Genomic DNA, 25,295 nt, shown 5'->3' with positions numbered 1-25,295 from the left:
AACATGGAGAAAGTCAAATGAGTATAGATGGGAGATAAAACCGGCAGATAGAAAACCTCTCATGAAAGGGATACAATGGAGAAAGGGAGGAGGTTTTTATAAATGCCAAAGCGGCCAAAAGGCAATAAGTTAGAGCAGGAGACGGTGGGGAAGCTGATGGTGGAATTGTGCCTGCAAACTACTTTTTCTATTATGCTCTTTCACTTTTATACGATTACGGATACCTTTTTTGTGGTCAGAGGTGTGGGGATGAGCGCCGGCGGTGCGATTGGAATCTTTTCCCCTTTTTTGATTCTGATAAACGGAATCAGCTCGACCCTGGGCACAGGAGGTGGCAGCGTTATTGCAAGAAAAATGGGTGAAGGTGACTGGGAGAAAGGAAAAAAGGTAGTGGGATGTGTAATGTGGGTGTGGATTGTGAGCTCACTATTGATAACGGCGGCAGGACTTATGGGGTTAAAGCCTCTGCTTCGTCTTCTGGGATGTACCCGGGAGCTTTATCCGTATGCCAGGGAATATGGGCAGATTATGCTGGTGGGAATTATAACAAGCACAGGATTTTCCGGTATTATGAGGGCGGAGGGGGACAGTACATTTTCAACCTTCCAATGGTGCTTTCCGGTTTTGGTTAATCTGATTTTGGACCCACTGTTTATCTTCCTATTTAAATGGGGAATTGTCGGGGCGGCTATGGCTACATTGGCATCTCAGGTATGCTCCATGTGCAGCAGCATATATTATTTCTTTTTCCGGACAAGAACCCGGTGCAAAATTAAGCCTGGTCAGATTCGTTTTGACGCGGATATTGGGAAAGAAATCTTTTCCGTTGGAATACCGGCGTTTTTGAATCATTTAGGCAGCAGCCTGGTAGGAATATTGGGAAACCAGATCATCGGAAATGTGGGAGGAACCGTGGCAATCAGCGCATATGCAGTTGTCTCCCGTATACAGGGATTTGCATCGACACCATTTTCGGGCATCATGCAGGGAATACAGCCCATGCTGGGATTTGACTATGGAGGAAAAAGAAGACAGCGAATGGATAAGACAATCCGATATGCGGTCAGGTTTGTTGTAACCTATGGGTGTCTGGCGGCGTTTTGCCTCTTTTTAGGAGCAGAGTATATCTTTGGATTTTTTGAGCCTGCGGACACGGTTGCAGATAGCGGAATTATGGCGCTGCGGATACTTTGCTGGGGGCTGGCTTTTGGAGGAATCATGCCGATCACACAGGCCTTTTATCAGGCAGTGGGGAAGGGAAAAACAGTTTTAATTTTGTTTCTTTGCAGCATTCTTTTGATTAGAATACCATTATTGCTTTTGGCTGGCGCCACAAAAAGCCTGCCTGGATTATGGTTTACACTTATGATAATGGAATGGCTGGTTGCAGGAGGCGCGTATTATTTTTTATGTGGGGCTTACACAAAAATGGATGTAAAGCGATATTAGTACATGTCTTGCATATACTTTAGGAGGGTAGGATATATGGAGAGCTTAACAAAAAACAGGCAGGATAAACAAACGTTGGAGCAGATGACAGCGAAATTTTTTGCTCCGGAGCATATGGTGGATGTGGAGGAATTAACAGAAGGATATTTCAGCGCAGCGTATCAAATTTCCCTGAGCAGTGGGAGAAAAGTGATTTTAAAAGTGGCGCCCTTAAAGGAAGTCCGCATTATGACATATGAAAAGAACATCATACAAAGTGAAGTAAAGGCTATGAAAATGGTGGAAGACGTGGATGGCATTTTGGCGCCTAAAGTACTGGGCTTTGATGATAGCTACCAGATTTGTAATTCGCCATATTTTTTCATGGAGATGCTGCCGGGGGCAAGTCTTAGCACAAGGAAAGATACTTTAACAGAAGAACAGATACGGAAAATTTACATGAAGACGGGGCAGATTATCAATCAAGTAAATCAAATACATTGTCCCTGCTTTGGGTATCCGGCCCAGCAGGAATTTCAGGGAAAAGAATGGTTCCCAACTTTTCAGAAAATGTTAAAAGCAGGGGTGGATGATGCAGACAGGGGAGGAGTTGACCTGAAAATATGGACAGGGGATTTGTGGCGGCTTTTAGAGAAGGACAAAGCAATTTTTGCGGAAGTGACAGAGCCACATCTGGTTCATTGGGACTGCTGGGACGGAAATATTTTTGTTAAAGACGGGGAAGTTACGGGCATCATAGACTGGGAGCGCTGTCTTGGTGCAGACCCTTTGATGGAGGTGAATTTCCGCAGCTATGGGGATAATATGTGGTTTTTAAAGGGATATGGTAAGGAACAGCTTACAGAGAATGAAAAGCGCAGAGCTTTGTGGTACGACATTTACTTGCTGATTTTAATGTCGTTAGAATGTGAATACCGGAAATATGACACGATGGATATGTATCACTGGACCACAGGGCTTTTGCAGGAACAGTTACATAAGCTGGAAAAATAACTTTGTGCATAGAATTTTAGACATGTCAGCCATAAATCCTACTATCTAGCCTCTGGCCATTTTGGCCAGAGTTTCTTTTTGCTTTATTTTCCACGGATGAATTATCCAAATACAAGGATAAGAAATCATCTAAATCCTGATTTCCGTTTACAGACAATTTGGCCTGCATTTCCAAGCGGTAGGGCGTTACCGCATTAAAAGACTTTAACAGTTCATAAAAACCGGACAAAATGTGAAGAACAAGAAAGGGTGAGTTAAAGTCTGCCGGGATGTTAGATGCCATATCAATTTGTTTAAATATTTTTGCAATAAGCATTTGGCGAGGAAATTTTCAAATTTTAGCAGAATGTCGTTGAAAATGACAAATAATAATTAGAATAAACAAAGACAGATAGTAAAAACTATAATAAAATAAAAGCAGAAACAAGAGAAAAATTGTCTATTGTGTCGAAAAAATAAAGAATTTTAATCGATTTATTTCGGTAGAAGTGGACAAAATAAAACAGGAAAGGCAGGAGGTTTTTATGAGAAAGAAATATTTAGCGATTCTCTTAGCAACAGCTATGACGGTATCCTTAGCGGGATGCGGCGGTCCATCGGATAAGGGATCAGATCCGGCCCAGGATGAAAGTACACAGTCACAGGAAAGTACACCGGCTCAGGATGAAGGTGCAGATGAAGGCCAGGAAACAGATACAGGCTCATCAGAATCAGAAGGAAGTGGCGCAGGGCTTTCCGGTTCGTTCTCCATTTATCATATGCATGGTGAGGACGATACCACAGGAACTGCAGCAGCATTCTGGAAAGCAGCAGAAAAGTTCCAGGAAGAAAATCCTGACGTGAACATTGAATTTGTTTTCACTGCACATGACGGATATCAGCAAAAGTTGACAACCATGATGGCAGGCGATGAGCTGACAGACGTGTGGATGACAAAGGGTGATATGCTTCCTTCCTTTGCAGATACCGGTACAATTCAGGCAGCGGACCAGTACATCAAGCAGGATTCAGAATGGGCAAATGCTTATTTAGATGGCGCGTTTGCAGACTGTACATATGATGGAACCGAGTGGGGCGTTCCCATGCAGATGCAGGCAAATACCATCGGCATTTACAATGAAGCTATTTTTGAAGAATGTGGAATTGACAAATGGCCGGAAACATGGACAGAGCTGATAGAGGATTGTGAGAAAATTAAGGCAAAAGGCTATATTCCGATTGCAATGGGAAATAAAGAACAATGGGTTGCAGAATCTACCGTTTTCAATACCTATGCTTACAAATATGTAGATCAGGAATGGTTTAACAGCCTTGCCAACAACCAGGGGGCTAAATTTACGGATGAAGCGTTTGTGAGAGCGCTTCAGGGATTCCAGGATATTGCACAGTATTTTAATGAGGATATGAATTCCCTTGATCAGGATGAAATGTATGCTCTTTATTACAACAAACAGGCAGCTATGTTTTTTAACGGAGCATGGGGCGTAGGCAATGTAATTGGCAATTGTCCTGAGGATGTGCTTTCAACCACACATGTGGGCCTGATGCCGGCAGTGGAAGGTGAAGCAGGCACGAAATATGATACGGCGGCAGGCGCAGGCTGGAACTATGTGATTCATAGCAGGCTGCAGGGGGATGATCTTGAAGCATGTCTTGCTTTCCTGAAAGCTGTGTCAACTGGAGATTATGCAAATGATGCGTTACAGCTTGGATTTATTTCTTCAGGTAAGACAACAGATGTAGACGTTTCCACATTGCATCCGCTGTTTGCAGAGTACTATGAACTGGCTGCAACTATGAATAACTGCTCTATCTTTGATGTGGTACTTCCTGCTGAGGTTGGCTCAGGCGTCCTTTATGCAGATACCCAGCAGCTGATTGCCGGAACCATGACACCGGAAGATATGGCGGCTGACTGCCAGGCAGTTATGGAAGCAAATTATTAATTGGATAAAATAGTACTGTAGATTTTTATAATAATTAAGCCGGTGAGCCATTGCGAATCTACTGAAAGTCAGTAGGAGCAATGGCTCCGGTTTTATAGATTTATGTGGATGATGGAGTACTTGGTACGCATCTGATTTACGGGTATTGGCAGGAATGGGGGATTGCAATGAACATTCGTGAAATGCGAAATAAGAAACAAAAAATTGGAATCTATTTATTAGTCATGATTCCATTTATCTATTTTATATATGTTATGATCGTTCCCTTGGGTACTTCGGTTTACTATAGCCTGACAAAGTGGAAAGGAATCGGGGAGGCGCAGTTTGTGGGCCTTAGCAATTATGCCACCTTATTAAAAACAGGTGATTTTTGGCTTGTAACAAAAAATACATTGTTCTTAAGCCTGGCGTGCACCATAGGACAGGTGGGAATTGCGCTGCTGATCGCGTTTCTTATGACAATCCGAAGACTTAAGCTGAAAGCTTTTCACCGGGCAGTTATTTTCTTCCCGGTAGTAATGGCTCCTATTGTAGTTGGATATGTATGGCGCTTTATTTATAATTCCAATTACGGCCTTTTAAATGCATTTTTAAGGGCGATTGGACGGGAAGACTGGATTCGGTTTTGGTTAGATGACCAGAGTATTGTCCTAAAGGTGGTATCCATTCCAGTCATTTGGCAGTATATTGGTCTTTACATGGTTATCCTTATGAGCGCTATTTCAGCGATTCCCCAGGAGGTTTTTGAATGTGCGGAGATTGATGGGGCAACCGGGGTTAAAAAGTCGATTTATATCACCCTTCCAATGGTATGGGATACCCTGAAAATCTGTATTATTCTATGTGCAGGGGGAACCATGAAGATTTATGACCACCTTGTTGCACTTACAAACGGTGGCCCGGGAAGGGCAACGGAATCACTGGCAATGTATTCTTACGAGTATACCTTTAAGTTTGGCAACTTTGGAATGGGTGCGACAATTGCCGTCTCAATTTTAGTTCTTGCACTATTGATAAGCGCACTGGTACAGATTTTGATGGGAAGGAGGAATAAGGGTGAATAAAATCAAACCAGATAAAATAAAACGATATGCTGCTAACTTTATTGTAAATGTACCGATTATGATATTATCCCTTACCTGCATTTTTCCTGTAGTGTGGCTGTTGTATTCTTCTTTAAAAACAGATGTGGAATTTAACAGAAGTCCGGTGAGCCTTCCAACCCAAATCCATTGGGATAATTATATAGAGGCGTTTCATAAAGCAAGCTTTGGGACATTTACTTTTAACAGTTTTTTTAACAGTGTGGCATCGCTGATTCTGGTGCTTGTTATTTCATTTGTAATGGGGTATCTTTTATCCAGATATCGATTTAAAGGGAGAAATCTGATTTATGGGGCATTGATGGCGGCAATGATGATTCCCATTTATGCGCTGCTGGTTCCGGTTTTTATTCAGGAAAAGCAGTTGGGAATTTTAAATACGCGTTTTTCGCTGGTTCCTATTTATGTGGCGATGGAGCTGCCCACGGCAGTCTTTTTGATTGACAGCTATATCAAAGGGATTTCGGTGGATATGGAGGATGCCGCATCTATTGACGGTGCGAGCCTTCCACGCATTATGTTTACAATTATCATGCCAATTTGTAAGCCCATATTATCTACGATTGTGATTCTTACTTTTATGCATGTGTGGAATGAATTTGCATTTGCACAAGTGCTGATTTCAAAAGAGGCATTAAAGACCATTCCGATTGGTTTAACGTATTTTACAACACAGTATTCTACCAGCTATACGCTTTTGCTGGCAGCGTTGGCGATGGCAACCATACCGGTGATTGTGATCTATCTCTTTTTCTATAATAAGATTATGGAAGGAATGATGGCAGGAGCAATCAAAGGTTAATGTGAAGAAATGCTTCACATTGGGTTAGGCAGCTGCTAAGCGATTGTTTAGGAGTAAATATGATTGATATATCACGACTTTCACCAATCAACCCTTATGTGAGAATGATGAAGCTGCAAAAAGAAGTGTCTTTTTCAGGGAAATGGGAAGATGTTGACAATGTGTTTACGTATATTGCTGTGGGAAACGCTGATTTTATCGTGAATGGAATCAGCTATCATCTTCATGCGGGAAATATTATTATTATTCCACCCTATATGACGCATGTAATCATATCAAACAGTATGGAACCTTTTGTCGAGTATATTATGCATTTTGATTTTTATGAGAGCGCGGAGCGCAAAGAACTGGTGCATAAAAATATGCTGGAGGAGCAGCAGCCTGTTATTCCGGAAAGGGAATGTGTTTTGGATGATACTGTTATTATTTCTGAAATACCAGAGGCGGAGCGCAACCAAATTGTCTCGCGCTATTTAATTTTGTTACAGGAATTTAACGAAAAAAGGCCGGGAAGAAACTTGATTTTGAAGTCCGGTTGTATGGAGCTTTTAGTAAACGCGCTCAGAAACCGGGTGGAGGTCAAAGAAAAGAGCAGCAGGAAAAAGTCAAAGTCATGGATTCATATTGAAAATGCAATGGAATACATTATGAGTGTGGATTTGTCACAGGAGTTGACAAATGAATCAATTGCAGGGGCAATTGGTGTATCGGCAAATTACCTCACCAGTATTTTCCAGATGTATCTGGGAATTTCATTACACAAATATATTGTGAATGTGAGAATCGAACATGCGCAGCAACTGCTTTTATCCGGGAAGGTAAACGTGACGGAGGCAGCGGATTTAACAGGATTTTCAAGTATTCACGTATTTAGCAAAACGTTTAAAAGCATTATGGGCATTTCGCCCAGTCAGTTTATGAATGAAACTGTAACCAAAAAGAAGGAGGTAAATTTTTATGTGGATTGAGGGAAATTACAGACGAAACCTGATGGACATGCACATTGATGACTGGAATCCGGAATTTTTAAGTCGTCTCAATGTGGATGAGTATGTGGAGGCTTTAAAGGATGCGGGGATTCAGGCAGCCATGGTAAAGGGAAGGCCACATACAGGTCTGGCTTATTACCCTACAAAGGTAGGAAGAATGCATAAGGGTTTAAAGGGATTTGATTTCCTTGGGACAATGGTTCAAAAATGTCATGAAAATGGGATTGCGGTGGTGACATATTTTACCCAGATTTTTGACAATTGGGCTTATGAGAATCATCCTGAATGGCGGATTATAACCGCAGAGGGAAAAGGCATGCGGGAGTACCATGAAAAGGAAAACATGAAAACAGGCCGTTATGGTATTGTATGTCCCAATAACGAAGGCTACAGAGAGTATGTAAAAGCCTGCCTTACGGAAATGAATGAGCTGTATGACTTTGATGGCATGTTTTTGGATATGACTTTTTTCCCGGAAGTATGCTATTGCCCCAGCTGTCGGAAAAGGTATATGGATGAGACCGGCAAGGAGCTTCCAAGGGTAATGGACTGGAAGAATCCGGATTGGCTGGAATATGTCTATAAACGGGATGAGTGGATGGCGGATTATGCCAGATTTGCAACGGGATGCGTTAAGAAAATAAAACCCCACGTAACCATTGAGCACCAGTTTTCCAGCATAGCAGCTTCCTGGATTTCCGCTAACTCAGAGCTTTTATTAGATGCCATTGACTGTGCCAGCGGCGATTATTATGGCGGATTTTTGCAGCAGACATTTATCAACAAATATTATAAAAATGTTTCCCCAAATCTTCCTTTTGTATATCACACCTCAAGGTGTGACCCGGAATTATTATACCATACCACAACGAAGACCGAAGAAGAAATGCTGTTACACGTGATCACAGCGCTTGTACATAATGGAGCCTTCTTGCTTGTGGATGCAATCAATCCGGATGGCAGTATTGTGCCCCAGGTTTATCACGGGTTAATGAAACGGATTTATGAAAATACCAAGCGGTTTGAAAAGTATGTCAGTGGAGATTTATACCATGATGCGGCAATCTGGTTTGCTACCCATGCCAAATATGATCCCAATGAAACTGAAATAGAAGTTACGGAAAAGAGTTTCCACCCTGCTTATTATATGGAAGCGCCTGTAGCGGCATCCTCTGTCCTTCGGGAATACAATGTACCCTTTGAGGTAATCGGGACGAAGAATATCAGAGAGGAAAAAGCAAAGGTATTGGTTCTTTCCCATGTTGCGAATATCAGAGAGGAGGAGATGGATGAAATAGAGGCTTTCCTTGCAAAGGGAGGTAATCTGCTTATTAGCGGACCAGTCGGAAATGAGAGGTTGCAAAAGCTTCTTGGAATCAAGGTGAGCGGACGGACTGAGCATAACTTTACTTATATGAGCCCTACCAAAGAAGGAGAAAGGTTCTTCGAGGGATTTTCACATTTAGTACCGCTTACCATAGACGGGCACCAGATGGAAGCGGAAATTGTAGATGACAAAAATCTTACGGTGCTTGCCACAAAGACCCTGCCTTATACCATGACAGGGCGCTGCGAATTTGCGGCGATTCATTCCAATCCGCCTGGTATTTATACCAACAGCCCATGCGCGGTTTTAAAGGATGTAGGGAAAAGCAAGATAATCTGGACGGCAGCGCCCGTTGAAATGTCAAGGCCTTATATGAGCCGGAAGGTATTTTTCCGTATGATTGATTTTTTGCGCGGGGAAGCATCCTTTACTTCCAATGCGCCTAAATTTGTGGAGGTGATTGGATGGCAGAAGGATGGGACAGACTATTTTGCAGCAATCAATCAACAGGAGGAATCTCCGGTTGCCCCTATGTACGATATCACCATTGATGTCAAAGGAAAGGCAGATAAAAAGGCATATCTTCTTCCGGAAAGGACGGAATTAAAGACAGAAATAACAGGGGGAGATACGCTGAGAATCTATTTGCCTAAATTAGAAATCTTCCATATACTTTGCTTAGAATCATAAATTTATCAATGAAGAAAGCCTGTTGTAAGAATCATTTTTACAGCAGGCAGCAGAATGGAGGTTTTTTATGAAGTATGGGATTTATTTTGCTTATTGGGAGCAGGAATGGGATGTTGACCAGAAGCAGTATATTGAAAAGGTAAAGAAGTTGGGGTTTGATGTTCTGGAAATTTCCTGCGCCATGTTAAAGAAAGCAGGCAAAGAAGAATTATCGGAAATAAAGAAAAGAGCGGAGGATGCGGGAATCATTTTGACGGCTGGTTATGGGCCTGCTGCAAATGAGAACCTTGCAAGTCAGGAACCGGATGTGATAAAGAATGCAATCGCTTTTTACACAGATATCTTAAGGAAGCTTGAGATGCTTGACATTCACACCCTGGGGGGCGGCGTTTATTCCTACTGGCCGGTTGATTATACGAAGCCTATTGACAAGGCGGGAGACTGGGCAAGAAGCGTGGAAAACGTGCGAAAGGTCGGAAAGATTGCGGGTGAGTGCGGCGTAGATTACTGCTTAGAGGTACTGAACCGGTTTGAAGGATATCTGCTCAATACCTGTGAGGAATGCAGGAAATTTGTAGAAGAAGTAGATGTGGATGCAGTAAAGATTATGCTGGATACCTTCCATATGAATATTGAGGAGGATAGCATGGTGGAGGCAATTTTACTGGCAGGAGAAAAGCTGGGGCATTTCCATGTGGGAGAAAATAACAGACGGCTGCCAGGTAAAGGAGGCTTCCCATGGTATGAAATTGGCATGGCACTGCGTGCAATTGGATATGAGAAAAACATTGTGATGGAGCCCTTTGTTAGAAGTGGAGGCGGCGTAGGAAGCGATATTAAGGTGTGGCGTGATTTAAGCCGCGGCGCATCTATCGCGCAGCTTGATGAGGATGCAAGAAATTCAGTGAATTATCTGCGCTATGTATTTGGCGGCCCTAATTCTGATAACAGGAGCGTGCTTAGATCTTTCTTAGAATAAAATGCTCTAAGGGAATGGAGGAAATATGAAGAATTATCCGGCAATAGGAATACGGCCTATCGTGGATTCCAGAAGACTTGGTATTCGAGATGCATTAGAAGGAAAGGTTAGGGAGATGGCAGAGTCAGCAAAGAAGCTGATTCAGGAGAATGTATTTTATGCAGACGGCACTCCTGTCCGTGTTGTGATTTTTTCCGGAAGTATTGCAGGGGGAGAGGAGGCGGCAAGGTGTGAGGCAGAGTTTTTTGGAGAACACGTAACAGCCACCTTAAGTGTGACACCAAGCTGGTGTTATCCTCTTGAGACCATTGATATGAATCCCCTTACCATTAAGGCAATTTGGGGATTTAACGGAACAGAGCGTCCGGGAGCCGTGTATTTAGCTTCCGCCATGGCAGCGCATAATCAGATGCGCAGGCCCTGCTTTTCTATTTATGGCAGAGATGTACAGGATATGGAGGAGCAGGAAATTCCCAATGATGTACAGGAAAAAATACTGCGGTTTGCCAGATGTGCAACAGCGGTAGGCCAGATGCAGAATAAGTCTTATGTGGGATTTGGCGCGGTCTCCATGGGGATTATGGGTTCCTTTTTAGATCCGTCCTTCTATGCACAGTATCTTGGGATGCGCTCTGAATGGGTGGATATGACAGAAATTCTGCGCCGTATGGAACTGGAAATTTATGATAAGGAGGAGTTTAAAGATGCGCTTGCCTGGGCTCGCAAGAATTGTAAGGAGGGCTATGACCCCAATCCGGAGCAGAGGGCCCACAGCAGGCAGCAGAAGGATGAGGAATGGGAATTTGTGGTAAAGATGACCATGATTGTCCGCGATGTAATGCTTGGAAATGAAAGGCTGGCAGAACTGGGCTTTACAGAGGAAGCCCTTGGAAGAAACGGCATCTTTGGCGGTTTTCAGGGACAGCGTATGTGGACAGACTATAAGCCCAATGCAGATTTTACTGAGGCGATACTGAATTCATCCTTTGACTGGAATGGAAAACGCCAGCCCCTTATTTTTGCAACGGAAAATGATAATTTAAATGGTCTTTCCATGCTTTTTGGCAATCTGTTGACCGGAAAAGCAAGCGGATTTTCGGATGTGAGATGCTTTTGGAGCCCAGAGGCCATAAAGAGGGTGAGCGGTTGGGAACCTGTCGGAAAAGCTGCGAAAGGATTGATACATTTAATCAATTCCGGCTCCACTTGCCTGGATGCAACTGGAAAAGCAACGAATGAAGCAGGAGCAGGGGTGATGAAGCCCTGGTGGGAGATGAAGGATGCGGACATAAAAGCGTGCCTTGAAGCCACAGACTGGTGTCCTGCGGAGCTGTGCCAGTTCAGAGGGGGCGGGTATTCGTCCCATTTTAAAACGGATGCCGAGATGCCGCTTACTATGGTGAGAATGAATCTGGTGGATGGAATCGGCCCTGTGATGCAGATTGCGGAAGGATGGAGCGTAGTACTGCCAGAGGAAGTACACGATAAAATTGACATCCGCACAGATCCCACCTGGCCCACCACCTGGTTCGTACCAAGAACCAATGGAAGCAAGGCGTTCCGGGATGTTTACAGCGTAATGGCAAACTGGGGAGCCAACCATGGCGCTTTTATACATGGACATGTAGGAGCTGACCTTATCACCCTTTCTTCCATGCTCCGCATTCCGGTAACCATGCACAACATAGAAGAAGAAAAGATTTTCCGTCCCCATGTATGGTCTTCATTTGGAACAAACGATTTAGAATCTGCTGATCGGGAGGCATGCAGAGCTTTTGGCCCCTTATACAGATAAAAGCTTGTACCAATCAAGAAAAGACCTTATAAACGTTTAGGTTTTCCCTATGGGAAAATCGTTTCAATATAAGACGGTATAGCCCGAATGATAAGGGTTATACCGTCTTTTTAAAATACATTGACATTGTAATTATTCGGAAGTCTGTATATAATTATGAATCATCAATATTTGGAAATCTATATATTTCCGATTGCGGTTTAGCCGGAACATAGATATAATGGCTTTAAATGCTCAGGGAATGAGCGTGCTTTAGAGGAGAAGGTGATAATGGAAGAAAAGAAGTTGATTGAGTTTCGGAATATCGTGAAAAGCTTTGACGGTCAGATTGTATTAAAGGGAGTAAATCTTGATATATATGAGAATGAATTTGTTACACTTCTTGGCCCAAGCGGCTGTGGGAAGACAACGCTGCTTAGGATTCTGGGCGGTTTTATAGATGCGGATGAGGGAAAGATTATTTTTAAGGGGGAGGAAATCAATCATAAGCCTCCTTACAAGCGAGAGTTAAATACAGTGTTCCAAAAATATGCATTGTTTCCCCATTTGAATGTATATGAAAATATTGCTTTTGGGCTTAAAATCAATAAAATCAGCAAGGATGTGATTGACCAGAAGGTTATGAAAATGCTGAAGCTGATTGGCCTTGAGGGGTTTGAAGGGAAGAATATCACGTTATTATCCGGGGGACAGCAGCAGAGGGTTGCCATCGCCAGGGCTCTTGTAAATGAGCCTAAGGTTTTACTACTGGATGAACCCCTTGCCGCTCTTGACCTTAAACTGCGCCAGGAGATGCAGTATGAGCTTAAGCGTATTCAGCAGGAGGTGGGCATCACGTTTATTTTTGTAACCCATGACCAGGAAGAAGCGCTGACGATGTCGGATAAAATTGTGGTGATGAAGAACGGGGAAATCCAGCAGGTGGGTACCCCCCAGGAGATTTATAATGAGCCGGCGAACCGTTATGTGGCGAATTTTATCGGCGAGAGTAATATTATTTCGGGGGTGATGCTGGAAGACTACAAGGTTTGGTTTGACGACCTTGTGTTTGACTGCGTGGATTTTGGCTTCAAGAAAAGGGAACAGGTGGATGTGGTAATCCGTCCGGAGGATATTGATATTGTGGGGAAAGAAAAGGGGAAGATGACCGGAGAGGTGCGCAGTGTTCTGTTTAAGGGTGTGCATTATGAGGTTATGGTGGAAACCATACCCGGTACCCAGGTAACCGTCAATATGCAGGTGATCCGCAGCCATGATGCGGTCAGCGAGGATGGAAAAGAAAAAATCAGTGCAACCAATTTCTACGTGGATTTGGAGGATGTAAAAAGCTTGGACGATAAGGAAGTGGTGGCCCGCTCCAACGCCCAGGCATGGAATCCTGAGACGGACGACTACATATCTATTTCCAGAATTGAATTTGACGTAAGAGAGGAAGAAGGCCAGTATCCGGTTTTATTTTCCACTTCTAACGGAACCAGTATCGAGCGGACGATTTTCGTGGTCAATCAGCCCTTTGTGAGCAATGAAAAAGCAAACGAAGCGGTTATGGCGTTCAACTTCCAGACTACGGCGGAGGAAATCAGGGAGTCCCAGGCCCTGGATACGGATATGAAAACCTGGGCCAGCGCCCAGGCATGGAAATTAAGCGATGAGAGCCAAAGTGTGGATATCAGTGTGGACTATGATTTTGAACCTGAAAATGTGGCGGAGGGAGTCTACCGGATCACCTTTTCCACAATGGGGCGGGAATTTAAAATCCACACCACAGACTATATTAAAGAGGGGCAGGAGGTTGGACTGACCTTCTTCCCGGAAGACATTCATGTAATGTCTAGGATGGTGTATTAAGTTTTTAGGCAAAAAATGCCTGGAAACGGCTGAAAAGGCGGGTGTTTTTTATCCGGATTTATGATTCTGCAAAGAGGAAGCATGGAGGTTAGATTGAAAAATCAGAGATTTTTCAATCAACAAATTTGTGCTTGCGCCCAAATTTGCGGGGTATTGGCAAGAATGGAGGGGTAGAATGAAAAAATTTTCACAGATGGCAATTCCCTATATTGTCTGGTCCATACTGATGCTGGTGCTGCCTATGGCTTTGATTGCATTTTATTCGGTTACCCAGCCGGGAAACAGTATTATTTCTTTTTCCGTTACATTGGAACACTATGTTAAATTTTTTACCGATGCGGATTTTTTGATTATTCTTTGGCGTTCTCTTTGGATCGCCTTTAAAACCACAATTATCTGTCTGTTGATAGGATATCCGGTGGCGTATTATATTTCACATTGTCAGGAGCGGGTACAGAATATTCTGGTATTTTGTATCACCATGCCTATGTGGATCAATATGCTGGTGAGAACTTATGCATGGATTGGACTTTTAAGCCAGGACGGACTTATACAGCGGCTTCTTAAGATGTTGGGATTGGGAAATACGGAACTTTTATACACCGAAGGGGCGGTGCTTTTAGGGATGGTGTATAACTTTATTCCGTTTATGATTTTGCAGATCAATACAACTCTTTGCAAAATGGATGATTCCCTTTTGGAGGCGGCTGCCGATTTGGGGGCGGATTCCATACAGGCTTTTGGGCGGGTTACGCTGCCCCTTTCGATTCCGGGCGTCGTCAATGGAATTACGCTGGTGTTTTTGCCTGCGGTCAGTTCTTTTTTCATCCCCAAGCTCTTAGGGGGAGGCAAATATTTTTTGATTGGAAATGTAATTGAAAATCAGTTTATTACCGTAGGAGAATGGAATTTTGGCAGTGCAATATCTATGATTATTGCGGTGATTATGATGCTTCTTATGATGTGTGTACATAAGGCGGAGGCGCGTAATCAGGGCGGAAAGGAGGAGGCATAGCTGTCATGAAAAAAAGAAAACGTCCGGTTTTAAAAGCGTTGATGGCTTTGATGATTGTCTTTTTCTACCTTCCGATTATTTATATGATTGTATTTTCATTTAATGAGGGAAAATCTCTGACCGTCTTTACAGGTTTATCACTCCGCTGGTATCAGCATATGCTGGAAACAGGGGGGATGCTGGAGGCGCTCTATACCACGTTCAGTGTTGCGGTTATCGCCTCCTTCATTTCTACTGTGGTGGGCACGTTTACGGCCATAGGGCTTAGCAAATCCAAAAAGCTTATCCGGGATTTGATGGAGCAGGTGGACAATCTGCCTATGATGAATCCGGAAATTGTGACGGCCATAGGGCTTATGCTGTTATTTATTACCTTTCGGGTGGAAAAGGGATATATCACCATGCTGCTTGCCCATATTGCCTTCTGCATTCCCTATGTCATTCTTTCCGTTATGCCAAAGATACGTTCTTTAGACCCTGACCTTGCGGATGCGGCTATGGATTTGGGAGCCACTCCCTGGCAGGCTCTTATGAAGGTCATCATCCCTCAGATTATGCCGGGAATTGTATCAGGAGGGCTGATTGCCTTTACAATGTCGGTGGATGACTTTATTATTTCCTACTTTGTTACAGGAGGCGGGGTAAAAAACTTAAGTATTATGGTTTACACCATGAGCAGACGGATAAACCCCAGCATCAATGCGGCGTCTACTTTGATGATAGGCATAATCACCATTGTGCTTTTGATCATTAACGTAGGGCCCCTCTTTGCTGCCAAAAGGCAGAAAAGGGAGAAAGAGAGAAAGAAAATTTTACTTCCCGCCGCACTGGCAGCTGTCTGTGCGGCAGGATGTATCGTTTTTGTCCGGTTTGGCGATATGCAGGAGAAAAGGCCCTTTGAGGGGGAAATACTGCATATTTATAATTGGGGCGAGTACACCGGAGAGAACATTATAGGCGATTTTGAGGAAGATACCGGCGCGAAAGTCATTCTGGAGAATTATGATTCAAACGAGCAGATGTATATCAAGGTGGCAAACGGAGAGTCTTATGATATCCTTGTGCCAAGCGATTATATGATTCAGAGGCTGATTTTGGAGGAATATTTGCAGAAATTAGACCATACAAAGCTGACCTGTATGGATAAATTGACGGATGCGGTGAAGGGGCTTTCCTATGACCCGGAAAATGCGTACTCTATTCCATATTTCTGGGGAACGGTGGGGATTGTATATGACAAAAATAAGGTAGATGTAGAGAGTCTTGAGCAGGAGGGATTCAATATCTTTTTGAACGAAAAGTACCAGGGGGATATTTATTTATATGATTCCGAACGGGACAGCTTTATGATGGCCCTTAAGGCTTTGGGATATTCTATGAACACAGAAGATGCTAAGGAGCTGGACGAGGCATATGAATGGCTGGTAAGATGCGTTGAGACCATGGAGCCTGAAATTGTCACTGATGAAATTATCGATAATATGGCCCAGGGAAGAAGGGCGCTAGGGCTTATGTATTCTGGTGATGCGGCCTATGTTATGGCCGAAAATGAGAACATGGGCTTCTACCTTCCCAAAACAGGGACCAATTTATGGTCCGATGCCATGGTGATTCCTAAAAATGCGAAAAATCCTGAGCTGGCCCATGCGTTTATTAATTTTGCCAGCGATTATGAGGGGGCTTATGATAACTCCAGCTATGTGGGCTATACTTCGGCCAACCAGGAGGTTATGGACGTGCTTTCCGGCCCAGGGGGTGATTTTGAGGGAATCAGCGCTTATATTCCCAGAACGGATTGCGAATTTGACGAGGTGTTTGTTTATAACGAGAAAACCAGAAAGGAAATCAGCAATATGTGGAGCAGGGTGAAAATTGTGGCAAGCAATGCGAATCCTTCCAAGCATTAAAAGGTTCACTAACCGTTATGTGGTTCCCAAGAAAGAGAGTTTCGTAACTTTCCTGTTCAACAGGAAGATTTTATGCCGATATAATAGGTGTATAATCAGAAATAATTGTGTAAGAGAACCCTGTGAGAATATGGGGCAGTGTATGGGCAGCGCAATTTTTACTTTTCTATGCATTATAATACATATCATACACCACATAACCGCTTACATCTTTCAAAGACCCTTCCGATGTTTCCATGCACATCATACATCTTGGCTCGGCCATTGGGATTCCGCTTGTAGGATAGATCCCAAATTCCGATGAAGTATGAAATCCCACACGGTTATAAAAATGGTAGTCTCCCTCTACGGTGATGCCCTTGGCCCCATATTCTTTCGCTTTTTGAATGCCCAGGTTTAACATGGTTGAACCGATATGTTGGTGAAAATGGTCTGCATGAACCGAAACAGGCGCCAGCATCAAAATACCGCCGTTGTGGATATGCTCGCCCTTAGGTGTCTGGGACAATGGAAAGTGTGAAAACAGGAAATGCCCGACAACTTCGCCCTTTAATTCGGCAACAAAGGATAAAGCCGGGATATAGTACTTAGACTGCCGTATTTCTTCAACTAAGGCAACTACGTCTGTACCGTCAGAATAATCTGTCCCCTCATGGAAGGAACGCAGAATCAAAGAAACAATAGCATGATAATCTTTCGCTGTTTCAGGACGAATTATAATATCTTCTCTCATATGGAACCTCCATTCTTGCAAGAAAGCCGCAAACGGTATGCAAAACATACTATGTGTACGAAACGAAGTACACTATGGGCAATCACAAATTCTACCTTAATATTTTGCTTTCATACTCCCGCAGGGACTGAATCGCCTGGGGCGCCAGAGGAATCAAGGCAATCATGTTAAAAACTGTCATCAGTCCAACGCCCATATCCCCCAAATCCCAGACAAATGTGTAAGCAGCCAGCCCGCCGATAAAGAGCATGACAAGGGCCAAAATCTTATAAAGGGTCTGGGAGAGCCAGTTGTCCCCAAATAGGTAGGCAATGTTCGGACGGGCGTAGAACAGAATGCCGATAAAAGTTGAAAAGCTAAAAAGCCAAAGTATGGCGGCAATAAAGATTACGCCGAACCCGCCCATGTGATGCTGCATAGCGGTCTGCAGAAGATCCATACCTTGAAGGCCGTCCGTAAGGTGGGCAGGGGCAAGGAGCATAATCATAGCAGAACAGCTGCAGATAACAATGGTGTCAATAAATACGCCCAGGGCCTGCAGAAGGCCTTCTTTGGCAGGATGGCTGATATCGGCAGCGGCAGCGGCGCAGGGCGCGGAGCCGGAACCGGCTTCATTGGAAAACAAGCCTCTTTTTGCACCGTTCATAATCACCGCCCCAAATCCGCCGGCCACAGCCTGACGCAGACCAAAGGCCTCGGCAAAAATACGCTGGAATACGGATGGCAGCAGTCCTATATTTTTGAAGATGATAAACAATGTAATCAAAAAATAACATGCGGCCATGATTGGCACCAGAATGTCAAGTACCTTTACGGTTGCGTTTTTACGCAGCACAATAATCGCAGAAATAATCACGAGGATGATTGTGGTATAAAGCGGCGGGATGCGGAACGCGTTTTCAAAAGCGGAGGAAACCGAATTGCCGATAACCTGGCTGATTCCGCACCAGCAAATCAGACCGGAGATTGCAAACAGCACGGCAATGAAAGAACGTTTACGGGCGTTGCTTTTCTTAAGAAAAAGGCAATGGATATAATAAGCCGGGCCGCCTCTGTATCCGCCGTAGAGCGGGTCCTTTTCTTTATAAAGCTGGGCCAGTGTTCCTTCGATAAAAGCAGTGGAGGAGCCTAACAGGGCAATCACCCACATCCAGAAAACAGCGCCTGCTCCGCCGGCGGAAATGGCAGCTACCACCCCTACCAGATTGCCCATACCAACCCGGGTGGCGGTGGATACAATCAGCGCCTGTAAGCCTGAAATGGCATCTTTTTGACTGACATTCCGCTTTTCCGCCATAATTTTTATCATTTCGGGGAACAGTCTGAAAGGAAGAAACCGGGTGCGCAGGGTAAAATATATTCCCGATGGAATCAAAATCAGAACAAGTAAAGATAAGCCGAGAGAGCTTCCGCCTGGCAAAGGAACCGTAATAAGATCGCCCCATAAGACATGGTATACGGCATAAAAAATAGTGACGATTAAGTCTGTTGCTTTGGTTAAAAAGTCCATATCAATAATCCTTGCTTTTTGTGTGGCAGCCCCTTCTATAGACAGTAGGACTATGTCGCACATCCGGTAGAAAAGATTTCGACATATCAGTACGTTTCAAGAGGCGTAAATAGGTTTTAACTCAGTATATCGTGTAAAAGAATAGATGTAAACAGGTATACGAAAATAAAATGACGGTAAAAATCGGATTTGGGAGAAGTTGAAAGAAAAGCAGGATTTTTTAAGATAAGAAATAAATATGTGATGGATTTTCATATGTGCGATCGGGCTGTATTATGATAGAATAAAAACAAGTTATCCACAATTAAGAAAGCGCTATAAAGGATGTCAGATATTACAAAATTGATATGTATGTGGGAAAGAGGGTGATAGGGTACTATGGACATGCAGGAATTAAAACAAATAATATATCAGGGAGAAAAAGTAGATATAGAATGTAAGGAAGCAGAGAGTAACGTGCCAAAATCTGTTTATGAGTCCTATTCTGCTTTTGCCAATACGAAAGGAGGTTATATTATTCTTGGGGTGAAGGAAGACAAACAGAAAACGCATTTTGAAGAACGATTTATCATACAGGGAATCGATAATCCCAAGAAACAGGTGGAGGATTTTTGGAATACAATTAACAGCAATACAGCAATAAGGTGAACATAAATATTTTGAAGGATGAAGATGTGTTTATTGTGGAGGAGTCGGAAGTTAGTTTAGTGGTAATCAAGGTGCCGAGAGCTGATTACAAAATGCGTCCGGTATATATTGGTGAAAATCCATATAAAGGTACATTTAAAAGAAATAACGAAGGTGATTATCATGCGGTAGACCTTGAAGTTGACGGTATGATTCGCGATAAAAATCCAGATGGAAGTGACGGCATGATTTTGGAATATTACACAATGGAGGACATTGATAAAGAAACTCTGCGGAAATATCGTCAGATTTTTGAGATTAGAAATGATGGGCATGTGTGGAACTCTCTTGATGACAAATCCTTTCTTGAAAGACTTGGTGGGTATAGAAAAGATAGAAGGGGAGGAAAAGAAGGTGTGACACTTGCCGGATTGATGATGTTTGGCAATGGACTTGCCATACGGGACGAATTTGATAATGTATTTATGGATTACCGGGATGAAAGTGAGATTACGCCGGAGGTTCGCTGGAATGACCGTATTACCTATGATGGAACATGGGAAAATAATTTATTTAATTTTTTTACCAGAGTAACACCAAAGCTGATTGCTGATTTGAAGAAGCCTTTTAAGTTAGAAGGAATGCAGCGTATTGATGAAACACCCGTTCACAAGGCTATTAGAGAAGCTTTTGTGAATTTGATTATACATGCAGATTACCTGTTGGATGCAGGAACTTTGAAAGTAATTAAACGTACTGATGGATTTGAATTTACCAATCCCGGAATATTGAAGCTTCCGATTGAAGATATTTACCGGGGAGGAAACTCAAAACCAAGAAATCCCCGTATGCAGACAATGCTTAGAATGATTGGTTTTGGCGATAATGCAGGCTCCGGTTTTCCGGCAATTTTATCTACATGGGAAAATGAAGGATGGATAAAGCCGGAACTAAAGGAAGATACAAGACTGAATCAGGTTACATTAACATTGAATATGATGCCGGGCTGGCTGGCTGCATTGCAGGAATTGTATGAGAAAATAATTGAAAATGTGAATGATTCGGAAATACAGGTTGAGAAAATAGCAGAAACATTTAATAGTTCAATAGAGGCAATTCCAATCTCAATAGAAAAGTCAGAGGGGATTGAGGGAGTGATAAAGAGGATAGTGGCATATATGAATACGTTCTCAAAAGAACAGATTGAGAAAATCAGCGAGACAGCCCAAAATTTAAGCAATCAAATGCAGGATAACAAAAGGCTTTCCGGTATGGCACAAAATCTGGCAGATAGTTTAGCAGAATCGGCAGAAAAATCGGCAGAAAAATCGGCAGAAAAATCAACAGCTCATACAATAGGCGTGCCAGGACTGTCAAAACGGCAAAAACAAATATTGGATTGTATGAAGCAGGGAATATCTTATAGTTCGGAGGAAATCGCACAAATGGTAGGTTTGAAAGGATCCAGAACAAGACAACTTTTAAATGAACTGGTTGCAATGAATTTCATTTCCTGTACGGCAGCAACCAAAAACAGAAGATATACGAAAGAGTAGAGGGCTGGGATAGAAATATGTGTTGAATGCTATGAAAAGAAACTGAGGATTGTGACAGTATCTCCTCATTGGTTGAATATACAGACATGACAGGCAATGCACAAAAAAGCATACAAAGCAGCATCGGGAACAATGTAAAGAATGGTACACAAAATGATGTATTTTCCAGAGATTTTGGAGGATTAAGAAGCATATGGAAAAAAGGATTGACAATCTGATAAAGAAAAAAGGAAAAAGAAACGGTATCTCCGGAATTTTAATGATAAGTATATTGATTATGGCGGTCAGCCTTCTTATATCATGTGGCGATAAACCAGAAGAAGGGAAAGGGGCGGAGGCAGATTCGGATATCCAGGGGAATTTGACCTCATCAAATGATTCTCCGGATGAAGGCATGCAGGACGCGGGGGATTTGAATGAATCATCAGAAGGCGGGGAACCGGAAGGCAATGGAGCGGAAAATCCAAAGGCAGAACAGGATTTTAATTACAATCATGAATATAATGAAATGCTTCGCTGTTACGAGGGAGATGTGTACCTGGCCAGAGAAGACGGCATCAGACGGGTGAAAGATGGGGAAGGAGAAGAAGAACTGATTTACGAAAATTCCTACAGGGCAAGAAGGGGAATGGAACTTTATCAGAATTATCTTTATTTTTGCGGGTCGGTGTCAAAAGAAGGACAGGAGGCGGCCACCGTTTACCGAATGGATTTAAATACCCTTGCGGTTGAAGATATGCTTGCGGATATCAGTACGCAATTTGACCTCTTGTATCGTGTTTCTATTTACGAAAGTAATCTATATGTGGCAAGGGATTACGGTGCAAGAATCGGATTTGAACTGAATGAAAAGGGAGCAATCACCGGCTGGTTGGACGATAAGGCGGATGATTTTCTCTACCGGGAGTACAATGATTACATGGAGCTGGAATGGCAGAAGATGAATGCCCGATCGGATGATGCGTATTGGGAAATGGTAGAGGAAACCGGAAAGAGATATCAGGCGATAATGGATGTTGCCGCCTGCAGAGAAATGCTTGAGGGAAACCAGGTGGTCAGCCAGTATAAGGATGAACTGCTAAGAAGCCTTTTTCTGGAAAAGGAAGATGGAACTTATGAGTATTTATGCGATATGGCAGACTATCCTGTGATTGTGACGGAAACAGGAATTTATTATGGAGCCAACGAAGGAGGAGATATTTGGTATGTGGATTATAACACAAAGGAGGCACGGCTCTTTTTTGAAAAGGATGCGGACGCGTGGGCGGAAATTTTGCTGGCAAATTATGATGCTGATTACGTTTACTTGCTGGAGAGCAGATATTTAGGTACGGAATCCCAGGGCTTTCCGGAAATGGAGCGGGAGCTGATTCGGGTCCCAAGACAGGGCGGAGCAGGAGAAACAGTTTATCGATTTGAGGAAGGATTTAATACAGTTGGGGGAACGGGGTTTTACATGCACTGCGGCGTATATGATAAGCGTATGTATTTTGAGGAACATGAGACAATCGGTCTTTTGCAGAATGCGGATGAAAAATCCGCCAAACCCACGAAAGAGGAAGGATAATTTTTTCAAAAAGTTAGCGGATGCGGACAGCCTTTACTGGAATTTTTCACGGTCTGTGCAGTAAATGCACAGGCCTGGTTGAATAGTTGCTTGAAACGTACAGAATATTGTACAAAATATTGATAATACTATGGGTGTAGAATATACTAATTTAAAGGGAGGGCGATTGTATGATAGCAACTAATTTTTCTAATGTAAGGAATAATTTTAAGGAAGTTTGCGATCGGGTGGTGCATGATTCCGACATTGCAATCATTACAAGGAAAAACGATGAAAATGTCGTACTGATGTCTCAGGCACAGTACGATAACTTGATTGAAAACCTTCATGTAAGAGAGAGTAAGTCAAACTATGAGTGGTTGAAAGAATCTGTCCAACAAGCAGAAGATGGAAAACTTGTAAACTTTGATGTGGAGGATTAGTTTATGAATATATCCCTCACTGAGAATGCCTGGGAGGATTATATATACTGGAAAAAAATGGATAAAAAAATTGTAAAAAGAATCAATGAATTAATTAAGGATATAAAAAGGAGCCCGTTTGAGGGGATTGGCAAACCGGAATCTTTAAAATATGATTTAGCAGGTAAATGGAGTAGAAGGATAACCGATGAGCATAGATTGGTTTATCAATTGGAAGGGACCAATTTAATCGTATATACTTGCAGATATCACTATTCATAGTGGCCAATGGATGTAGGACATTTGCAAAAATCTTTTACGGCATTTTGATAGAAACCAATAAGTTAAAGAAGGAAACGACATAAAGCAAGACCGCGATGATGATACCTTCAGAAATAAGGAATTGACAGGAAAATGAGGATGACATTACAACAATTAAGATATATGATTGCCGTTGCAGAAAGAGGTTCTATTACAGAAGCGTCAAAAGAGCTCTATATTTCCCAGCCCAGTCTCTCCGGCGCCATCAAAGAAGTGGAAAAGGAATCCGGAATAACAATTTTCAGCCGATGCCGGGCGGGCGTAGCATTGACGAAAGAGGGCATGGAGCTTTTAGGATATGCAAGGCAGGTTGTCCAGCAGATGGAACTGCTGGAATCAAAATATGTTAACAGAGAACCGGCAAAGCAGCGATTCTGCGTTTCTACCCAGCATTTTACCTTTACGGCCAATGCGTTTGTGGAACTGGTAGAGCGTTTTGGTCAGGAGAGATATGAGTTTATCCTGAATGAAACACAGACCCATCAAATCGTAGAAGATGTGCGGAACCGGTTTAGCGATTTGGGAATCCTTTATCTTTGCAACAGCAATGAAAATGTGCTGAGAAAGTTGTTTGATGAATACAATTTGAACTTTTATGAGCTGTTTACCGCAAGGCCCCATATCTTTATCAGCAAGGAACATCCGCTGGCAGAATGTGCGTCTGTTCAGTTGGATGATTTGAAACCATATCCCCGGCTTAGCTTTGTGCAGGGGACTTATGAGTCTTCCAATTTTTCAGAGGAACTTTTCAGCAATGAGCCTGCTGAAAGAAGCATTAAGGTAAGTGACCGTGCGGCTATCGTAAATCTGATGATTGGCTTGGGAGGATATACAATTTCAAGCGGTATTTTTCCCAAATATCTGCAAGGGGATTCTATCATTTCCGTTCCCCTTAAGGAAGATGAAGTAATGCATATCGGATACATACTTAACAAGGATAAAGAATTATCGGAATTGGGGGAAATCTATGTTGAGGCTTTGAAACAGTATCGGAAATGAACAATAGAAAGTTTCATTCAGATTCTTCTCTGTATTCAAAGACAAACCACTTTTCATTCATATAAATCTCTATTGTATCGTCCGTTCCATATTGATAACCAAATCCACTCCCAAAGTTAGACTGATTATCTTCCATTGGAATTTCAGTTCCGTCAACCGTGGTCGTTATCTCTCCATCCATATTTCCGCAGCGGCCGGTAACAGTACTTTCTTTTCCTGTGTGATAATATAATTTTCCATTTACTCTTACCATAGGTATCCTATCCCACATTACTACAGATTCTTCCTGCTCTGACAATGTCATTTTATACACATCTCCTAATTGTGCAGGATATGTTTCTAATATCTCCCCGTTGTAAGTGATTTCCACCAAATCGCCAATTTGTAATTCAAGTTGTTCCTTATTGGGTATACGAAACTGATCTGCCGAATTAAGTTCCAAAGAACCCTCTATAGGTTTTACCAAAATCGAATCGGCGGCCGTATCAATTACTGTTGCCTGAAACGTTACAGTTTCAGGAGTATTATCTGCCAAATCAGGCATTTTTGTTATAGAATGGTCTAAAGCCGGGGTAGGCTCATGAATACCCTGGGATTGCTGTTTTCCACATGCACAAAGCAGAAAGACAATAAAACTGCATAAACAAATATTGCCGTATAATTTCTTTTTCAAAATATCCCCCTCCAATCTTGTCAGCGTCCCGCAAATTGTGTGTGTGCGGAGTACGCTATGTGTAT

At 42.8% G+C, this 25,295-nt stretch carries 21 protein-coding genes and 1 pseudogene; 18 read left to right on the top strand and 4 right to left on the bottom strand.

Translation table 11 applies throughout. The features are described 5' to 3' along the window. Nucleotides 1–102 precede the first annotated feature (102 nt). Together D5281_RS05380 and D5281_RS05375 are read left to right on the top strand one after the other, a co-directional pair. Complete coding sequence (locus D5281_RS05380; protein ID WP_160559110.1) at nt 103–1,449, top strand: MATE family efflux transporter; 1,347 nt, start codon at nt 103–105, stop codon at nt 1,447–1,449. A gap of 36 nt (nt 1,450–1,485) precedes the next feature. Beyond that, entirely contained in the window at nt 1,486–2,442 is a 957-nt protein-coding gene (locus D5281_RS05375; RefSeq protein WP_160559109.1) for a phosphotransferase family protein, read from the top strand. A gap of 25 nt (nt 2,443–2,467) precedes the next feature. Here D5281_RS05375 and yaaA read toward each other — a convergent pair whose 3' ends face one another. Then, nucleotides 2,468–2,758, bottom strand: a complete 291-nt coding sequence (yaaA, locus tag D5281_RS26875) for a peroxide stress protein YaaA (protein WP_160559108.1) — start codon at nt 2,756–2,758, stop codon at nt 2,468–2,470. A 208-nt stretch (nt 2,759–2,966) separates the two neighbouring features. Here yaaA and D5281_RS05365 point away from each other — a divergent pair, with 208 nt between their 5' ends. From D5281_RS05365 to D5281_RS05320, 10 genes and pseudogenes are all read left to right on the top strand, one after another. Then, on the top strand, nt 2,967–4,388 hold the full coding sequence (locus D5281_RS05365; RefSeq protein WP_160559107.1) for an ABC transporter substrate-binding protein: 1,422 nt from the start codon (nt 2,967–2,969) through the stop codon (nt 4,386–4,388). A 167-nt stretch (nt 4,389–4,555) separates the two neighbouring features. Further along, complete coding sequence (locus D5281_RS05360; protein WP_160559106.1) at nt 4,556–5,452, top strand: carbohydrate ABC transporter permease; 897 nt, start codon at nt 4,556–4,558, stop codon at nt 5,450–5,452. Continuing rightward, nucleotides 5,445–6,293 carry a carbohydrate ABC transporter permease gene (locus D5281_RS05355; RefSeq protein WP_330584851.1) on the top strand — a complete coding sequence of 283 codons (849 nt, stop codon included), beginning with the start codon at nt 5,445–5,447 and terminating at the stop codon, nt 6,291–6,293. The genes D5281_RS05360 and D5281_RS05355 overlap by 8 nt, the downstream gene beginning before the upstream one ends. Nucleotides 6,294–6,352: 59 nt before the next feature. Next, nucleotides 6,353–7,261, top strand: a complete 909-nt coding sequence (locus D5281_RS05350; protein ID WP_160559105.1) for a helix-turn-helix transcriptional regulator — start codon at nt 6,353–6,355, stop codon at nt 7,259–7,261. Next, on the top strand, nt 7,251–9,299 hold the full coding sequence (locus D5281_RS05345) for an alpha-L-fucosidase (protein WP_160559104.1): 2,049 nt from the start codon (nt 7,251–7,253) through the stop codon (nt 9,297–9,299). The genes D5281_RS05350 and D5281_RS05345 overlap by 11 nt, the downstream gene beginning before the upstream one ends. Before the next feature lie 67 nt (nt 9,300–9,366). Beyond that, on the top strand, nt 9,367–10,278 hold the full coding sequence (locus D5281_RS05340) for a D-psicose 3-epimerase (protein WP_160559103.1): 912 nt from the start codon (nt 9,367–9,369) through the stop codon (nt 10,276–10,278). A 25-nt stretch (nt 10,279–10,303) separates the two neighbouring features. After that, nucleotides 10,304–12,073: an L-fucose isomerase gene (locus D5281_RS05335; protein ID WP_160559102.1), complete on the top strand. Its 1,770-nt coding sequence runs from the start codon at nt 10,304–10,306 to the stop codon at nt 12,071–12,073. A gap of 270 nt (nt 12,074–12,343) precedes the next feature. Next, nucleotides 12,344–13,345, top strand: a pseudogene (locus tag D5281_RS26870) (ABC transporter ATP-binding protein); the annotation flags it as partial. 751 nt (nt 13,346–14,096) lie between these two features. Further along, nucleotides 14,097–14,936: an ABC transporter permease gene (locus D5281_RS05325; protein ID WP_160559100.1), complete on the top strand. Its 840-nt coding sequence runs from the start codon at nt 14,097–14,099 to the stop codon at nt 14,934–14,936. 5 nt (nt 14,937–14,941) lie between these two features. After that, nucleotides 14,942–16,843 (top strand): extracellular solute-binding protein, encoded by a 1,902-nt coding sequence (locus D5281_RS05320; RefSeq protein WP_160559099.1) that lies wholly within the window; start codon nt 14,942–14,944, stop codon nt 16,841–16,843. 166 nt (nt 16,844–17,009) lie between these two features. Here the strand turns inward: D5281_RS05320 and D5281_RS05315 are convergent, their stop codons facing one another. Continuing rightward, nucleotides 17,010–17,576 carry a GNAT family N-acetyltransferase gene (locus tag D5281_RS05315; RefSeq protein ID WP_160559098.1) on the bottom strand — a complete coding sequence of 189 codons (567 nt, stop codon included), beginning with the start codon at nt 17,574–17,576 and terminating at the stop codon, nt 17,010–17,012. Between the two features lie 91 nt (nt 17,577–17,667). After that, entirely contained in the window at nt 17,668–19,086 is a 1,419-nt protein-coding gene (locus D5281_RS05310) for an alanine/glycine:cation symporter family protein (protein ID WP_160559097.1), read from the bottom strand. Between the two features lie 378 nt (nt 19,087–19,464). Here D5281_RS05310 and D5281_RS05305 point away from each other — a divergent pair, with 378 nt between their 5' ends. The 6 genes from D5281_RS05305 to D5281_RS05280 all read left to right on the top strand — a co-directional run bounded on the left by D5281_RS05305 (nt 19,465) and on the right by D5281_RS05280 (nt 24,557). Further along, nucleotides 19,465–19,734, top strand: a complete 270-nt coding sequence (locus D5281_RS05305) for an AlbA family DNA-binding domain-containing protein (protein WP_160559096.1) — start codon at nt 19,465–19,467, stop codon at nt 19,732–19,734. An 11-nt stretch (nt 19,735–19,745) separates the two neighbouring features. After that, nucleotides 19,746–21,269, top strand: coding sequence for an ATP-binding protein (locus D5281_RS05300; protein ID WP_160559095.1), 1,524 nt, complete (start codon nt 19,746–19,748; stop codon nt 21,267–21,269). Between the two features lie 193 nt (nt 21,270–21,462). Continuing rightward, nucleotides 21,463–22,836: a hypothetical protein gene (locus D5281_RS05295; protein ID WP_160559094.1), complete on the top strand. Its 1,374-nt coding sequence runs from the start codon at nt 21,463–21,465 to the stop codon at nt 22,834–22,836. Nucleotides 22,837–23,006: 170 nt separating this feature from the next. Next, a complete protein-coding gene (locus D5281_RS05290) occupies nt 23,007–23,258 on the top strand; it encodes a type II toxin-antitoxin system Phd/YefM family antitoxin (protein WP_160559093.1) in 252 nt (83 codons plus the stop codon). Between the two features lie 3 nt (nt 23,259–23,261). Further along, the gene (locus tag D5281_RS05285; RefSeq protein WP_160559092.1) at nt 23,262–23,519 is read left to right on the top strand and encodes a Txe/YoeB family addiction module toxin; all 258 of its coding nucleotides are present in this window, start codon (nt 23,262–23,264) and stop codon (nt 23,517–23,519) included. Nucleotides 23,520–23,657: 138 nt separating this feature from the next. Then, the gene (locus D5281_RS05280; protein ID WP_160559091.1) at nt 23,658–24,557 is read left to right on the top strand and encodes a LysR family transcriptional regulator; all 900 of its coding nucleotides are present in this window, start codon (nt 23,658–23,660) and stop codon (nt 24,555–24,557) included. A 13-nt stretch (nt 24,558–24,570) separates the two neighbouring features. Here D5281_RS05280 and D5281_RS05275 read toward each other — a convergent pair whose 3' ends face one another. Next, on the bottom strand, nt 24,571–25,230 hold the full coding sequence (locus tag D5281_RS05275) for a hypothetical protein (RefSeq protein ID WP_160559090.1): 660 nt from the start codon (nt 25,228–25,230) through the stop codon (nt 24,571–24,573). Between the last annotated feature and the right edge of the window lie 65 nt (nt 25,231–25,295).

The sequence above is a fragment of the Parablautia muri genome, from assembly GCF_009917485.1.
Classification (GTDB): Bacteria; Bacillota; Clostridia; order Lachnospirales; family Lachnospiraceae; genus Suilimivivens; species Suilimivivens muri.
The sequence above is the reverse complement of the archived record's forward strand: the minus strand, read 5'-3'. Positions and strand labels throughout refer to the sequence as shown.